Here is a 14,897-nt window from a genome sequence, read left to right on the forward strand (position 1 = left end):
GTGGTTCAGTCGCTGCAGGTCAATTCGCTGAATCGATCAAGGGTAAACAGCGGTGAGGCAATCGCCGGATCGTCGGCATCGGCCACCAGCAGCGGCTGACCATCGGCGTGGAAGGCCAACCCCTCGATCTTCACCACAGGCGCCAGACGGTTCAGCCCAACAACGACCAGCTGCGCGTCGAGCCGCCCAAGCACGCTGCCGACACAGGCACCGTCCAGGTAGCTGGAATCGGTGGCCTCCGCCGTCGCGGTGAAATACAGCGTGCCACTGGGCGCCATGCTGAGATCGGTGAGGCTTAGTGGCACGCCGTCCAGCTCCGGTAATTGCAGCGGCACAATCCGCTGCAGCGCGGCGGCGCTCAGTTGTCCATCCTGCAGATCGCGCAGCACCTGGGTCAGGTCGAGCAGTACCAGAGCATTTTCTCGGCCACGACCATTGCCACGCTGCGCCAGCAGTAACTGCCTGCCATAGGCCACACCGCCTTCGATATTCAGATCCTGAAAGCGCTCAGCGAGCGCCCCATACAAGGGGCTGAGGTCGATAACGCGCACACTGCCAGACTCAACCAGACAACCGCGGCAGCGGCGCTCAGTGGAGCCCGAGCCCAGAGCCAACAGGCCGTCACCTGGCAATGACAACAGTGCTTCGAAATCAGGTTTAAGGCGTTTGCGTTGCTTGGCGTCGGCGGGCAACTCACCTGGCAGCAACGTAAGCTCGGCCTGCCAGTCGCCATTCAGGTTGTAGCGTTGCAGCACCAGTGCATCGTCAGCCAGTACCCAGAGGTTCTGGCCCTGACACACCAATGCACTGGCCGCCGACAGGTGCAGGGTGGCGAGTTGGCGCAGCTGCAGAAAGTTATCCGCGAGGTTCAGCACGAGCTGCGTGCACTCACGCCTGGATATCCGACGCCGGATTGATCATGCGACCCAGGCCGAGGTTGCGCAGGGCCAGTTGCAGGGTGCTGTGGATCACCTGCGGGTTGTCGATGCTCATCACCTGACCGAGCAATTCCTGGGCCTTGCCCATGCTGATCTGGCGTAGCAGCCATTTCACCTTGGGCAGGTTGGTGGCGTTCATCGACAGGCCATCGAAGCCCATGGCCATCAGCAACACGGCGCACGCCGGGTCACCGGCCATCTCGCCGCAAATGCTCACCGGCTTGCCTTCGGCATGGGCGCCGGCCACCACTAGGCGTAACGCCTGCAACACGGCTGGGTGGAGGAAGTCGTAAAGGTCAGCGACGCGCGGGTTGTTACGGTCCACGGCCAATAGATATTGGGTCAGGTCATTCGAGCCAACCGAGAGGAAGTCGACTTGGCGTGCCAGTTCGCGCACTTGATAGACCGCCGCCGGAATCTCGATCATCACCCCGACCGGTGGCAGCGGCACGTCGGTGCCTTCGTCGCGCACTTCGCCCCAGGCGCGGTGAATCAGGTGCAGCGCTTCTTCCAGTTCCTGAATCCCGGAAATCATCGGCAGCAGAATGCGCAGGTTGTTCAGCCCTTCACTGGCCTTGAGCATGGCGCGAGTCTGCACCAGGAAGATTTCCGGGTGGTCGAGGGTGACCCGGATACCGCGCCAGCCGAGGAAGGGGTTGTCTTCCTTGATCGGGAAATAGCTCAGTGCCTTGTCGCCGCCGATATCCAGGCTGCGCATGGTCACCGGCAGCGGGTGGAAGGCAGCCAGCTGTTCACGATAAATCGCCAGCTGTTCCTTCTCGCTGGGGAAGCGCTCCTTGATCATAAAGGGCACTTCAGTGCGGTACAGGCCAACACCTTCGGCGCCGCGCTCCTGAGCGCGTTTTACATCGGCGAGTAGGCCGGTGTTGACCCACAGCGGCATGCGGTGGCCGTCGAGGGTTTCGCAGGGCAAGGCACGCAGCGCGTCGAGGCCCTGGGCCAGCTGACGCTCTTCCTCGACCACTTCGGCGTATTGCTTGCGCAACACTTCGCTGGGGTTGGTAAACACCTCGCCGTGGTAGCCATCGACGATCAGCTGAATGCCGTCGATCTTCGAATACGGCAGGTCGACCACGCCCATGACCGTGGGGATACCCATGGCACGGGCAAAGATCGCCACATGCGAGTTACCAGAGCCCTGTACCGAAACCAAGCCGACCAACTTGCCTTCCGGCACCTCGCCAAGCATCGCCGGCGACAGCTCTTCGCTGACCAGAATGCAGTTGTCCGGATACACCAGAGTTTGCTGACGAGCCTGCTGCAGGTAAGCGAGCAGGCGCCGGCCGAGGTCTTTGACATCGCTGGCGCGCTCACGCAGGTAGGCGTCGTCCATCAACTCGAAACGGTTGATGTGTTCGCCAATCACCTGCCGCAGTGCGCCTTGGGCCCACTGGCCGGTACGGATGACCTTGACCACCTCGTTACCCAGAGCGGCGTCTTCCAGCATCATCAGGTAGACGTCGAACAGCGCGCGCTCTTCGGGGCGCAGCTGAGTGGCCATCTTCGCCGACAACGCGCGCATGTCGCTGCGCACACCTTCCAGAGCGTTGTTGAACAGGCTCAGCTCAGCAGCGATATCGTCGACAGTCTTATCGGGTACCACTTCCAGATCGGCCGGCGGCAATACCACCACCGCCGTGCCCACGGCCGCGCCAGGCGAACCCGGTACGCCGATGAACTTGGCTTCCTGAATGCCCTTGCCCTGCCGACCCAGGCCGCGAATCGAGCCCGTGGCTTCAGCGTGGGCGATAACTCCGGCGAGCTGCGCGCTCATAGTGACCAGGAAGGCTTCTTCGCCCTCGTCGAACTGGCGCTGCTCTTTCTGCTGGATGACCAATACACCCATCACCTTGCGGTGGTGAATGATCGGCGCACCCAGGAATGAGGCGTAACGCTCCTCACCGGTCTCGGCAAAGTAGCGATAGCGCGGGTGTTCGGAGGCGTGTTCGAGGTTAAGCGGCTCTTCGCGCGTACCAACCAGGCCGACCAGACCTTCATTGGGCGCCATGCTGACTTTGCCGATGGCCTTCTTGTTCAGACCCTCGGTGGCCATCAGCACAAAGCGATTGCTTTCCGGGTCGAGCAGGTAGACCGAGCAAACCTGGCTACCCATGGCCTCGCGCACTCGCTGCACGATAATGCCCAGCGCCGCCTTGAGGTCCTTGGCGGCATTTACTTCCTGGACAATCTTGCGCAGCGTATTGAGCATGCTTGGCTCTAGCCTGTGTCAGTCGCGCGCCAAAAGGCGCGGAGCGAGTTCCTTGAGGGCGCGACGGTAAACCTCGCGCTTGAATGTCACCACCTGGCCCAGCGGGTACCAGTAACTGACCCAGCGCCAGCCGTCGAACTCCGGCTTACCGGTCAGGTCCATGCGCACCCTATCCTCTGCACCAGTCAAACGCAGAAGGAACCACTTCTGTTTCTGCCCGATGCACAGCGGCTGGCTGTGCGTGCGCACCAAGCGCTGGGGCAGACGATAACGCAACCAGCCCCGGGTGCAGGCGAGAATTTTCACATCCTGCTGCTCCAGGCCCACTTCTTCGTTCAATTCGCGGTACAGCGCCTCTTCCGGCGACTCATGGTCATTGATCCCACCTTGTGGGAACTGCCAGGCGTCCTGGTTTATCCGACGCGCCCACAGCACCTGGCCGACATCATTGGTCAGGATGATGCCGACATTCGGGCGAAAACCATCGGAATCGATCACGGCACACAACCTCGTAAACGCCTGAATTTAAGACATGCTGGCATTGTTCCACAAAGGCCGAGGCAGCAGCAACGCGAGCGGCCCGCGTAATAGGATTGACCTATAAAAGCCGTTATTCTGGCCGCCTTTCGTGGCTGGCTATTTAAAGGGGCTCCCGTGCGTTTGGCTTTATTCGATCTCGACAACACCCTGCTCGGTGGCGACAGCGACCACGCCTGGGGCGATTACCTGTGTGAACGCGGCATCCTCGATGGCATTGCCTACAAGGCGCGCAACGACGACTTCTATCAGGACTACCTGGCCGGCCGCCTGAACATCACCGATTACCTGAATTTCAGCCTGGAAATCCTCGGCCGCACGGAAATGGCCCAACTGGCGCAGTGGCACCGCGAATTTATGCGCGATTGCGTCGAGCCGATCATACTCGCCAAGGGCGAAGCGCTGCTCGCCGAACACCGCGAGGCCGGTGACAAGCTGTTGATCATCACCGCGACCAACCGCTTCGTCACGGCGCCGATTGCCGCGCGCCTGGGCGTCGACACCCTGCTGGCCACCGAATGCGAAATGGTCGACGGCCGCTACACCGGACGCACCACCGACGTGCCTTGCTTCAAGGAAGGCAAGGTCACCCGTCTGAACCGCTGGCTGGCGGAAAGCGGCCTGAACCTCAACGACAGCTACTTCTACAGCGACTCCATGAACGACCTGCCGCTGCTGGAGCAAGTCACTCACCCCTTCGCCGTAGACCCCGACCCGAAACTGCGCACCGAAGCGGAAAAGCGCGGCTGGCCCGTGATCTCACTGCGCTAAATCCCCCGCAACTAAAAACGCCGCCTGATCAGGCGGCGTTTTTAGTTGGATGTTGATCAGACCGGCTTGGCACCCATCAGCCCCATAATCACCAGCAACAGCAGCACGATCAGCCCAGCATACACCGCACACCAACGCAGCAACTTGGCCGGTGCGGGGCTAGCGCCCAACGCCTGCCAGGCCGCCAGACGACCATTGAGCAGCAGGCCAATCAGCACCAGCACACCGAACAGCACACTGCTGACCAGCAGCCAGGTCTGCCCCAGCGGAAAACCCGCCAGATTGACCAGCCACCAGCCGCTGACCGGCAGGCTCAGGGCCAGCAGGCCGAACACTGGCAGGCTGATCAGCCGCGTGCGTTTGAGCTTGCGCTGCAGCAGCGCGTTGTCGCCGCCACGCGACGCCTTCCAGAGCATAAACACGTGCGCCAGCACGCCCAGCAGCAACAGCACGCCCGGTGCACTGTGGAGAATTTTCAGCAGTGGGTAATGTTCCATCGATCAGCTCCTGCCGATTAACCTAAAAAGAGTTTGTACGCCGGGTTGTCGCTCTCATCCCAATAGGGATAGCCGATGGCTTCCAGCGCCGCCGGCACCAGATCACGCTCCGCCTGAGGCACCTGCAGGCCCGCCACCACGCGCCCATCAGCCGCGCCGTGGTTGCGATAGTGGAACATCGAGATATTCCAGCGCCCACCCAATTTCTGTAAGAAATTGAACAGCGCACCCGGCCGTTCGGGAAACTCGAAGCGGTACACACACTCATCCGGCACCGCCGCCGCATGGCCGCCGACCATATGGCGGATATGCAACTTGGCCAGTTCGTTGTCAGTCAGGTCCAGCACCGGGAAACCCTGGTCACGCAGGCCCTGCACCAGCGCTGCTCGTGGGTCGTTTTCCGGGTGAGTCTGCACGCCGACAAAAATGTGCGCTTCCTTGTCCTCGTGATAGCGGTAGTTGAACTCGGTGATCTGCCGCTTGCCGATGGCTTCGCAGAACGCCTTGAAACTGCCCGGCTGCTCGGGGATGGTTACGGCGATGATCGCTTCGCGTTTCTCGCCCAGCTCGGCACGCTCGGCAACGTGGCGCAGGCGATCGAAGTTGACGTTGGCGCCCGAATCGATGCCGACCAGCACGCGCCCACTGCAGCCTTCGCGCTCCACGTACTTCTTGATTCCAGCCACACTCAGCGCACCGGCCGGCTCGGTGATCGAACGGGTGTCGTCGTAGATGTCCTTGATCGCCGCACAGATTTCGTCGGTGCTGACGGTGATCACCTCGTCGACATGGTCCTTGCAGACATCGAAGGTGTGCTGACCGATCTGCGCCACCGCCACGCCATCGGCAAACAGCCCGACGCTCGGCAGTACCACGCGCTCACCGGCGGCCATCGCGGCTTGCAGGCAGTTGGAATCGTCCGGTTCGACACCGATGACCTTGATCTCCGGGCGCAGGTATTTGACGTAGGCGGCGATACCCGCAATCAGGCCGCCGCCGCCCACCGGCACAAAGATCGCATCGATTGCGCCCGGCTGCTGACGGAGGATTTCCATAGCCACGGTGCCCTGGCCGGCGATGGTGTGCGGATCATCGTAGGGGTGGATATAGATGTAGCCCTTCTCGTCCACCAGTTTCAGCGAATAGGCCAGTGCTTCGGGAAAGCTGTCGCCGTGCAGAACCACCTTGCCGCCGCGCGAGCGCACGCCCTGCACCTTGATCTCCGGGGTGGTCTTGGGCATCACGATGGTCGCCTTGACCCCCAGCACCTTGGCCGCCAGTGCCAGGCCCTGAGCATGGTTGCCGGCCGAGGCGGTCACCACGCCACGCGCCTGTTCTTCGGCCGAGAGCTGCGCCAGCTTGTTGTAAGCGCCACGAATCTTGAACGAGTACACCGGCTGCAGGTCTTCGCGCTTGAGCAAAATCTGGTTAGCCAGCCGCTCGGAAAGCTGGTTGGCGGCTTGCAGCGGGGTTTCCACCGCTACGTCATAGACGCGCGAGGTGAGGATTTTCTTGACGTACTGTTCGAGCATGGCGTGATCGCAGGCGGCTTTTCAGGGAGTCCGCGAGTCTACCCCAGCGTTGCGCCGAACGACCATACAAGCTACGGGGTTTTCCCGGCCAGCGGCCCGCTGGCGCCTCAGTCAGGCTATAATTCGCGCCTTTCCACCATCCCACAATCCCACACCAGGCCTAAAGATGAATCAGGATCAACTCAAGCAAGCCGTCGCCCAGGCTGCCGTCGACTTTATTCTCCCCAAACTCGACGCCAAGAGTGTGATCGGAGTCGGCACCGGCTCCACCGCCAACTGCTTTATCGATGCCCTGGCCAAGCACAAGATGGAATTCGACGGTGCCGTGGCCAGTTCCGAAGCCACCGCCGCACGCCTCAAGGGCCATGGCATTCCGGTGTATGAGCTGAATACCGTCAGCGATCTGGAGTTCTATGTCGACGGCGCCGACGAGAGCGACGAGCACCTCAACCTGATCAAGGGCGGTGGCGCGGCCCTGACCCGCGAGAAGATCGTCGCGGCCGTGGCACAGACCTTTATCTGCATCGCCGACGCCAGCAAGCTGGTGCCGGTGCTGGGTGCCTTCCCACTGCCGGTGGAAGTGATCCCGATGGCGCGCAGCCATGTCGCCCGCCAATTGGTCAAACTCGGCGGCGACCCGGTGTACCGCGAAGGCGTGGTGACCGACAACGGCAATATCATTCTCGACGTGTTCAATCTATCGATCACCAACCCGGTGGAGCTGGAAAGCCAGATCAATGCCATCGTCGGCGTGGTCACCAACGGCCTGTTCGCCGCACGACCGGCTGACCTGCTGCTACTTGGCACCGCAGAAGGTGTGAAAACCCTTAAGCGCGCCTGACATCCGTAACGGTAAGGGCTGGCGGCTGTGCAAAAATGGATCAAGTCGGCAGACAGCTCGCCCCCTTGGCGTCATGCTGCTGATATTGCTTAGTTATCAGGATCGTCAGGGAGCTTTATGTCCGCATTCGTCTCGTCCGCCCATGATCGCCAGTTGGAACTCGCCGACCTGCTGCGTGAGCTGGTCGCCCAAGGCCGAACCGATCAGGACAATGCCGAACAATGTCTGACGATCCGCCGCAGCGCGGTCAACAATAAGCAGCACCCGCTGGAATTTCTCGCAGCCCAACAACTCGACGACCTGAAAAAGCCCGGCAAGAAGCTTGAACTGGAAGACCTGACCGTCTGGTTGGCGGAGCAATCCGGCCAGCCATATTTACGAATTGACCCACTGAAGATTGATGTCGCCGCCGTCACCCCACTGATGTCCTACGCCTTCGCCCAGCGCCACAAGATTCTTGCCGTGGCGGTGGACAACGACAGCGTGACCATCGCCAGCAGTCAGCCCCTGGTGCACAGCTGGGAAGCCAACCTGATCCACGTGCTCAAGCGCCCGATCAAGCGCGTGGTCGCCAGCCCGACGGAGATCCAGCGCTTTACCGTGGAGTTCTACCGCCTGGCCAAATCGGTCAGCGGCGCCTCGGCCGGTGATATGAAAATCAGCGGCGCCGGTAACTTCGAGCAACTCCTCAACCTCGGCGCCCAGGATCAGGAGCCAGATGCCAACGACGCGCATATCGTCAATATCGTCGACTGGCTGTTCCAGTACGCCTTTACCCAACGCGCCAGCGATATTCATATCGAGCCGCGCCGCGAGCAGGGCAGCGTGCGCTTTCGCATCGACGGCGTACTGCACACCGTCTATCAATTTCCGCCGCAGGTCACCATGGCCATTGTCAGCCGCCTGAAAAGCCTGGGCCGGATGAACGTTGCAGAAAAACGCAAACCGCAGGACGGCCGGGTCAAGACCAAAACCCCGGACGGCGGCGAAGTGGAACTGCGCCTGTCGACCCTGCCCACCGCCTTTGGCGAGAAGATGGTGATGCGGATCTTCGACCCGGAAGTGCTGCTGAAAAGCTTCGATCAGCTGGGTTTCTCCGCCGATGACCTGAAACGCTGGCAGAGCATGACATCGCAGCCCAACGGCATCATTTTGGTCACCGGCCCCACCGGCTCGGGCAAGACCACCACCCTGTACACCACGCTTAAGCAGTTGGCCACGCCTGAGGTCAATGTCTGCACCATCGAAGACCCGATCGAGATGATCGAGGGCACCTTCAACCAGATGCAAGTGCAGAGCAATATCGACCTGACCTTCGCCAGCGGCGTACGCGCACTGATGCGCCAGGACCCGGACATCATCATGGTCGGCGAAATCCGCGACCTGGAAACCGCCGAGATGGCGATCCAGGCCGCGCTCACCGGCCACCTGGTGCTCTCAACCCTGCACACCAACGACGCGCCCAGCGCCATCACCCGCCTGCTCGAACTGGGCGTACCGCATTACCTGCTCAAGGCCACCCTGCTCGGTGTAATGGCCCAGCGCCTGGTGCGCACCCTGTGCCCGCACTGCAAAGCCCCCCAGGAATTGGATGAAGACGGCTGGCAAAGCCTGACCAAACCCTGGAGTGCACCACTGCCGACTCAAGCCTGCAGCGCTGTCGGCTGCCTGGAATGCCGCGACACCGGCTACCGTGGCCGCGCCGGTGTCTATGAAATCATGCTGATCAATGACGCAATGAAGCCGCTGATTACCGCCGACACCGACCTGATTGCCCTGCGCCGGCATGCGTTCAAAGAAGGTATGCGCAGCCTGCGCCTATCCGGCGCGCAGAAAGTCGCTGCCGGCCTGACTACCATTGAGGAAGTGCTGCGGGTTACCCCGCAGAGCGAGCAGAAATAGCGCCGGCGGATGTCTCAGCTTCTGGGCAAACGCTGCTGGCGGGCGAGGATGCTCGCCACCCGCTGCGGTTTGCAATCTAGGTAGGCGGAGGCTTGCAGCAAGCGCCGATTGGAATGCCAGGCGAAGAGAAACTGCCCACCCTTGAGCTGATCGACCACCATCCGCGCCACTTCCGGACGCACCGCCGGGCAACCCAGGCTACGGCCGATGCGCCCATGTTTCTGTGCCCAGCGCGGGCTGACATAACCGGCGCCGTGAATCACGATGGCACGCTCGCGGGCCAGGTCATTCAGCCCAGGCTCCAGACCATCCATGCGCAGGGAATAGCCATGCTTGCCGCGGTAGCTTTCCGCCGTGCGGAACAGCCCCAGACTGGATTGGTGGCTGCCCAGACGATTGGAAAACGCTTCGGCAAAGTTCTCCCCGGATTTGCGCCCGTGGGCGACATAGTCACGCAATAGCAGACGCTTGCGCTGCAGATCAAAGATCCACAACCGCCGTTCGGTAGAAGGCCGCGAATAATCGATTACGGCGAGACGACGCGCTGGATCAGCGCCATGATTGACCGCACACTGCATGGCCGCCAGCGCATGCTGCAGCGCCTGCTGATTGAGCCCAGGCGCAATCCGCGCCAGATCCCTGAGCAAGCCATCCTGCTCGGTTGCAGTCGCCGACAAGGGCATGCAAGAAAGCCAAAACCCGATCAGGCAGAACCTGCCAAGACGTCCAAACATTGCGCAAATACCTCAAGGTACTGACCCCAGGACGTCCTGTCACAAGATCCAACTACGGCCTGTCTATACTTTTTGTGTTAAATCCCACCTGCGGGATTCTATTCAGAGCCAAGGACTGGAGCAGTAGATTGTTCAAAAAATGCACACTCTACCTGAGCGCTGCCCTGCTCACCCTGCCATTGGTCGCCAATGCCACCCATGCGTCCTTTGCCACCAGCGCCGACCTGCGCCCACTACTGGCTCAGGTGACGCAGCGCTGCAGCCCACTCCCCACAAGCCTAGACGAGAATGCTCAGCGTCTGCTGCAGGCTTTTTATGCGCAACGCGACGGCCAGCCGGCCTGGCAGAGCAGCGAGCAGCTGCTGCAATTGCGCGAACAGCTGGCGCAACTGGCCGATGATGGCCTGCAGCCCAGCGACTATCTGCTGCCCAGCCTGGTTGCGGAAAACTTCGACCTGCAGCGCGACTGCGCGGAACTGCTGACCAGCCACAGCTACCTGCAGGCCCTGCTGCACCTGCGCCGCGGCCGCTTGCTGCAACAACGTCTGGAACCACTGTGGCAGGCGCCAGGGCAAACCAACCCGGACCCGCAACTGGCCACCCTGTCGCTCGCTCTGCTGCATCTGCACACGCCATCCCTGGCCTTTGCCAGCGCACGGCCGGCCACCGCGCAATACCAGCGGCTACGCAGCGCCTATGCGCAACAACGCCTACAGCCACTGCAGGCGTGGGCAACGCTGGCCAGCGGGCCACTGCTCAAACCCGGCGGCAAGGATGCGCGACTGCCAGCTTTGCGCGCACGCCTGATCGCCCAGGGCTACCTGGCTGTACCACCAGAAGAACTGGGCAGCACCTATGATCTGGCTACACAAATCGCGCTGGAGAACTTTCAACGCGACCACGGCCTTAACCCGGATGGCATTCTCGGCCCCGCCAGCCTGACCGAGCTGAATGTCAGCCCACAGCTGCGTCGCGAGCAGCTGCGCGCCAACCTTGAACGCCTGCGCTGGCTGGCCGACTCTATGCGCGATGTCGAAGTGCTGATCAATGTCGCCGCCGCCGAAATTCAGGTACGGCGCAATAACCAACTGCTCTGGCGCAGCCGCACCCAGGTCGGCCGCGCCGAACGGCAAACGCCGCTGCTCGCCTCCCGCATTGTGCGGCTGACCCTCAACCCGACCTGGACTGTGCCACCGACCATTCTGCGCGAAGACAAACTGCCGGCTATTCGCGACGACATCAGCTACCTGGAGCGCCATCAGATGAGTGTGCTCGACCGTGACGGTAACCTGCTCGATCCGCAAAGCATCGACTGGGAAAGCCCCGGAGCGATCCACCTGCGCCAATCGGCCGGCAGCCATAACCCGCTCGGCCGCGTCGCGGTGCGCTTTGACAATCCATTTGCGGTCTATCTGCACGACACGCCCAGCCAGCAGCTGTTCAGCAAGGCGCCGCGCGCCTTCAGCTCGGGCTGCGTAAGGGTCGAGGCGGTCGACACCCTGCTCGCCTGGCTACTCACCCCGGATGAGCTGAGCAGCGTGCAAACGCGTATCGCCAGCGGCGAAACCCAGCAATACCGCCTGCAGCATCCGGCGCCACTGCTGATTGCCTACTGGACAGTCGAAGCCAGCAAGGACGGGGCCCTGCGCTACTACCCGGATATCTACACGCGCGACGCGCACCTGATAAAAGCCCTGGCGCCAAGCGTGCACTGATCGGCAGCTATGACCGTTGATCGGCACACTCTGCAACGCCATCGACAGCAGCGCCAACGCCAACTGTGCTTAGATACCTGAACAGCTAATCCGCAGACTAAAATCCGCCAAGGAACTACACCACATGGAAATCGGCAGCGTCATTTTTCTCTTTGTCGGCCTCGCCGTCGCCATCGTCTTTATGGGCTTCAAGGTCGTGCCGCAAGGCTTCGAGTGGACGGTGGAGCGCTTTGGCCGTTACACCAACACCCTCAAGCCGGGCCTGAACATCATCGTCCCGGTGATGGACAAGATCGGCCGCAAGCTCAATGTGATGGAAAACGTGCTGGATATTCCACCCCAGGAAGTGATCACCGCCGATAACGCCACGGTGCAGATCGACGCCATCTGCTTCTTTCAGATCATCAACTCGGCCCAGGCCGCCTACGAGGTGAACAACCTCGAACACGCCATCCGCAACCTGGTGATGACCAATATCCGTACCGTGCTCGGCTCCATGGAGCTGGACGCCATGCTCGGCCAGCGCGACGCCATCAACGAACGCCTGCTACGCACCGTCGATGAAGCCACCGCACCCTGGGGCATCAAGATCACCCGGATCGAAATCAAGGACATCAGCCCACCCGCCGACCTGATGGCCGCCATGTCCGGGCAGATGAAAGCCGAGCGGATCAAGCGCGCACAGATTCTCGAAGCCGAAGGCCTGCGCGCCGCTGCCATTCTCACCGCCGAAGGGCAGAAGCAGGGCGACATCCTCAAGGCCGAAGGCCAGCGCCAGGCTGCCTTCCTCGAAGCCGAAGCGCGCGAACGTGCCGCCCAGGCAGAAGCCGAAGCCACGCGCATGGTTTCCGAAGCCATCGCCCAGGGCAACGTGCAGGCGGTCAACTACTTCGTCGCGCAGAAATACATCGAAGCCCTCGGCCAACTGGCCAGCGCCAATAACAGCAAAGTCATCCTGATGCCGCTGGAAGCCAGCCAGGTGATCGGCGCAGTGGGTGGTATCAGCGAAATTGTCAAAGCCACCTTCGGCGAGAAGAAGGGTTAAACCATGTGGGACTTTTTACAGCACCTGTCGTACTGGAACTGGCTGGCGTTCGGCACGCTGCTGCTGATTCTCGAAGTGTTTGGTGCCGGCGGTTACCTGCTGTGGATCGGCCTGGCCGCCGCCAGCGTCGGCCTGCTGACCTTTATCTTCCCCGGTCTGCCATGGGCTGCGCAGTTCATCCTGTTCGGCCTGCTCTCGATACTCACTGCAGTGTTCTGGTGGCAACGTCAGCGCAGTGCTGCCAAGCCTTCCGACCAGCCGGGGCTGAACCAGCGCGGCAGCGAATTCGTCGGCCGCACCTTTGTTCTGCACGAAGCGATCAGCGGTGGACGCGGCAAGATCAAGGCCGGCGACAGCCTGTGGCTGGTAATTGGCGCGGATCTACCAGCCGGCACGCCAGTGCGGGTGGTGGGCCAGGATGGCGTGCTGTTGCGAGTTGAGGCCGAGCACGCAAGTTAAGCCCCACGAGGTGGCCGGATGAGCGGATGGCCTGTGTTACTGGCCGCTGCGCTGCTGCTCAGTAGCGGCTGCAGCCTGCTGAAACTGAATAAGGAAATGCAGCAGGCCCGCCAGGAGCTGCTGCTGATTCCCGGCCAGCTGCAAATTTCGGATTCCGGCCGCAGCGCGCTGGTCGCGCTGCTTGATGCAGACAGCAAACTGATCGCCTACCGTATTGCCGCTCCCGGTGAGACCTTTTACTTCACCGCCGCGCCGGCTGCTTACCAGTTGCTGGGTTTCGATGACCGTAACGGCAACTTCATCCTCGATAGCGACGAGCCCCGTCACTGGCTGAGCAATGCCCAGAGCGCACCTCTTAGCGTGCAACCGAAAGCGGACGAGCGAGCACGCTTGAGTCAGCTCAACCCACTGCGCCTCACTGCCTCTGACTTGCAGCAAGCCCCGGCGCTGGACCTCAGCCTGGAGGTGCTGTACCACGAACAACCGCGCATGCAGAGCAACTACCTGCAACCGGTAAGCTTCGATGACACGCGTTTCAACGATAACAATGTGCGCCTGGGTGCCTGGCAACCACTGACCTTTATGCGCGAACAGGGCTATGGCCTGTACCTGCTCGCGCCTTGGGATAAGCACAAGGAACCGATCGTTCTGGTCCACGGCATCAACTCCTCGCCACGCGTCTGGCAGGCACTGGCCGCAAACCTCGACCTGCAGCGTTACCAGCTGGTGCTCTACCACTTCCCCAGCGGCCTGCCGCTAAGCAACAGCGCCTATATGCTCAGCGTCGCCATCCGTGATCTGCAGTTACGCCACACACCGCCGCGTCTGCATGTGTTTGCCCACAGCATGGGCGGCCTGGTGGCGCGGCGTGCCGTGCAGCTGTTGAGCGCGGATGACAACCAACGCCTCTGCCTCTTTATCACGTTGTCGACACCCTGGGATGGCCACCCCTCGGCGGCTAGCGGAGTGCGTGACGTGCCGCTGGATATTCCAGTGTGGCGCGATATGGCGCCGGGCAGCCCTTACCTGCAACGCCTGTTTGCCACGCCGCTGCCGACGCATATGCGCCAATGGCTGCTGGTCAGCTATGCCGGCAACACACGCCTGCTGCCCAATCCGAATGACGGCACAGTGCCCCTGGCCAGCGCACTGCGTGCCGCCGCCCAGGATGAAGCTGAACGCCTGTACCTGCTCGACGAAACCCATACCAGCATCCTCAACAGCAGACGCAGCCATGCCTTGCTTGAGCGGGCCCTAAGCAGCCTACCCGCTCACGGCTGCAAACCCGCGAACGATACCTGACCGCTACCGCACACCTGCATAACAGGAGAGCCATCATGTACTGCGTGTCCATCGCTTACCCACAGACAGCCGGTGCCCGCTTCGACTTCAGCTATTACCTCGAACAGCACACCCCCATGGTCACTCGCCTGCTCGCCGGCAACTGCCTCAACAGCCAGGTACGCAAGGGCCTAGCGACACCGGATGGCGCACCGGCGGCGTTCATCTGCCTGGCGAATATCTGGATAAGCTCGGTTGAAGCGTTTCAGGCGACGTTGGCGCAACACGGCCCAACCATCATCGGCGACATCGCCAACTTCACCGATATCCAGCCACTGCTGCAGATTGATGAAGTGCTCATCTAGTGCGACACGCAGACGCCAATACCCCACAACAAGGCCGCCCATTGGCGGCC

General features: G+C 61.7%; 14 protein-coding genes. 8 read left to right on the forward strand and 6 right to left on the reverse strand.

Annotated features, from left to right (window positions below):
• Window positions 1-5: 5 nt before the first annotated feature.
• Genes RHP75_RS19510 through RHP75_RS19520 form a run of 3 tightly spaced genes read right to left on the reverse strand, consistent with a single transcriptional unit; the run spans window position 6 to window position 3,666 of the window.
• Window positions 6-875, reverse strand: coding sequence for a DUF6929 family protein (locus tag RHP75_RS19510; protein ID WP_311089650.1), 870 nt, complete (start codon window positions 873-875; stop codon window positions 6-8).
• A 13-nt stretch (window positions 876-888) separates the two neighbouring features.
• The gene (ptsP, locus tag RHP75_RS19515; protein ID WP_311089651.1) at window positions 889-3,168 is read right to left on the reverse strand and encodes a phosphoenolpyruvate--protein phosphotransferase; all 2,280 of its coding nucleotides are present in this window, start codon (window positions 3,166-3,168) and stop codon (window positions 889-891) included.
• Window positions 3,169-3,186: 18 nt separating this feature from the next.
• On the reverse strand, window positions 3,187-3,666 hold the full coding sequence (locus RHP75_RS19520; RefSeq protein WP_090251327.1) for an RNA pyrophosphohydrolase: 480 nt from the start codon (window positions 3,664-3,666) through the stop codon (window positions 3,187-3,189).
• Window positions 3,667-3,822: 156 nt separating this feature from the next.
• On the opposite strand from RHP75_RS19520, the gene RHP75_RS19525 reads away from it, so the two are divergent.
• Entirely contained in the window at window positions 3,823-4,476 is a 654-nt protein-coding gene (locus tag RHP75_RS19525) for an HAD family hydrolase (RefSeq protein ID WP_311089652.1), read from the forward strand.
• Window positions 4,477-4,532: 56 nt separating this feature from the next.
• Here the strand turns inward: RHP75_RS19525 and RHP75_RS19530 are convergent, their stop codons facing one another.
• A complete protein-coding gene (locus RHP75_RS19530; protein WP_311089653.1) occupies window positions 4,533-4,973 on the reverse strand; it encodes a DUF2269 family protein in 441 nt (146 codons plus the stop codon).
• A 17-nt stretch (window positions 4,974-4,990) separates the two neighbouring features.
• Window positions 4,991-6,505, reverse strand: a complete 1,515-nt coding sequence (gene ilvA / locus RHP75_RS19535) for a threonine ammonia-lyase, biosynthetic (protein WP_311089654.1) — start codon at window positions 6,503-6,505, stop codon at window positions 4,991-4,993.
• Between the two features lie 166 nt (window positions 6,506-6,671).
• On the opposite strand from ilvA, the gene rpiA reads away from it, so the two are divergent.
• Both rpiA and RHP75_RS19545 read left to right on the forward strand, forming a co-directional pair.
• Window positions 6,672-7,346, forward strand: a complete 675-nt coding sequence (gene rpiA, locus RHP75_RS19540; protein WP_090250294.1) for a ribose-5-phosphate isomerase RpiA — start codon at window positions 6,672-6,674, stop codon at window positions 7,344-7,346.
• A gap of 117 nt (window positions 7,347-7,463) precedes the next feature.
• Entirely contained in the window at window positions 7,464-9,248 is a 1,785-nt protein-coding gene (locus tag RHP75_RS19545) for an ATPase, T2SS/T4P/T4SS family (protein WP_311089656.1), read from the forward strand.
• Window positions 9,249-9,262: 14 nt separating this feature from the next.
• Here RHP75_RS19545 and RHP75_RS19550 read toward each other — a convergent pair whose 3' ends face one another.
• Window positions 9,263-9,982 carry a murein L,D-transpeptidase catalytic domain family protein gene (locus RHP75_RS19550; RefSeq protein ID WP_409079681.1) on the reverse strand — a complete coding sequence of 240 codons (720 nt, stop codon included), beginning with the start codon at window positions 9,980-9,982 and terminating at the stop codon, window positions 9,263-9,265.
• A gap of 128 nt (window positions 9,983-10,110) precedes the next feature.
• On the opposite strand from RHP75_RS19550, the gene RHP75_RS19555 reads away from it, so the two are divergent.
• From RHP75_RS19555 to RHP75_RS19575, 5 genes are all read left to right on the forward strand, one after another.
• On the forward strand, window positions 10,111-11,697 hold the full coding sequence (locus RHP75_RS19555; protein WP_311089658.1) for a L,D-transpeptidase family protein: 1,587 nt from the start codon (window positions 10,111-10,113) through the stop codon (window positions 11,695-11,697).
• 124 nt (window positions 11,698-11,821) lie between these two features.
• Window positions 11,822-12,742 (forward strand): SPFH domain-containing protein, encoded by a 921-nt coding sequence (locus RHP75_RS19560; protein WP_090380173.1) that lies wholly within the window; start codon window positions 11,822-11,824, stop codon window positions 12,740-12,742.
• A 3-nt stretch (window positions 12,743-12,745) separates the two neighbouring features.
• Window positions 12,746-13,201, forward strand: a complete 456-nt coding sequence (locus RHP75_RS19565; RefSeq protein WP_311089659.1) for an NfeD family protein — start codon at window positions 12,746-12,748, stop codon at window positions 13,199-13,201.
• An 18-nt stretch (window positions 13,202-13,219) separates the two neighbouring features.
• Window positions 13,220-14,503 (forward strand): alpha/beta fold hydrolase, encoded by a 1,284-nt coding sequence (locus tag RHP75_RS19570; RefSeq protein ID WP_311089660.1) that lies wholly within the window; start codon window positions 13,220-13,222, stop codon window positions 14,501-14,503.
• A gap of 35 nt (window positions 14,504-14,538) precedes the next feature.
• Window positions 14,539-14,847, forward strand: a complete 309-nt coding sequence (locus tag RHP75_RS19575; RefSeq protein ID WP_311089661.1) for an EthD family reductase — start codon at window positions 14,539-14,541, stop codon at window positions 14,845-14,847.
• Window positions 14,848-14,897: the final 50 nt, after the last annotated feature.

This window comes from Pseudomonas sp. SG20056, assembly GCF_031764535.1.
Classification (GTDB): Bacteria; Pseudomonadota; Gammaproteobacteria; order Pseudomonadales; family Pseudomonadaceae; genus Aquipseudomonas.

Bases quoted from the DNA above. Each gene is read 5' to 3' on its own strand.
- ptsP (WP_311089651.1), bottom strand. From the start codon at position 3,168: ATGCTCAATACGCTGCGCAAGATTGTCCAGGAAGTAAATGCCGCCAAG.
- RHP75_RS19530 (WP_311089653.1), bottom strand. From the start codon at position 4,973: ATGGAACATTACCCACTGCTGAAAATTCTCCACAGTGCACCGGGCGTG.
- ilvA (WP_311089654.1), bottom strand. From the start codon at position 6,505: ATGCTCGAACAGTACGTCAAGAAAATCCTCACCTCGCGCGTCTATGAC.
- rpiA (WP_090250294.1), top strand. From the start codon at position 6,672: ATGAATCAGGATCAACTCAAGCAAGCCGTCGCCCAGGCTGCCGTCGAC.
- RHP75_RS19545 (WP_311089656.1), top strand. From the start codon at position 7,464: ATGTCCGCATTCGTCTCGTCCGCCCATGATCGCCAGTTGGAACTCGCC.
- RHP75_RS19550 (WP_409079681.1), bottom strand. From the start codon at position 9,982: ATGTTTGGACGTCTTGGCAGGTTCTGCCTGATCGGGTTTTGGCTTTCT.
- RHP75_RS19560 (WP_090380173.1), top strand. From the start codon at position 11,822: ATGGAAATCGGCAGCGTCATTTTTCTCTTTGTCGGCCTCGCCGTCGCC.
- RHP75_RS19565 (WP_311089659.1), top strand. From the start codon at position 12,746: ATGTGGGACTTTTTACAGCACCTGTCGTACTGGAACTGGCTGGCGTTC.
- RHP75_RS19570 (WP_311089660.1), top strand. From the start codon at position 13,220: ATGAGCGGATGGCCTGTGTTACTGGCCGCTGCGCTGCTGCTCAGTAGC.
- RHP75_RS19575 (WP_311089661.1), top strand. From the start codon at position 14,539: ATGTACTGCGTGTCCATCGCTTACCCACAGACAGCCGGTGCCCGCTTC.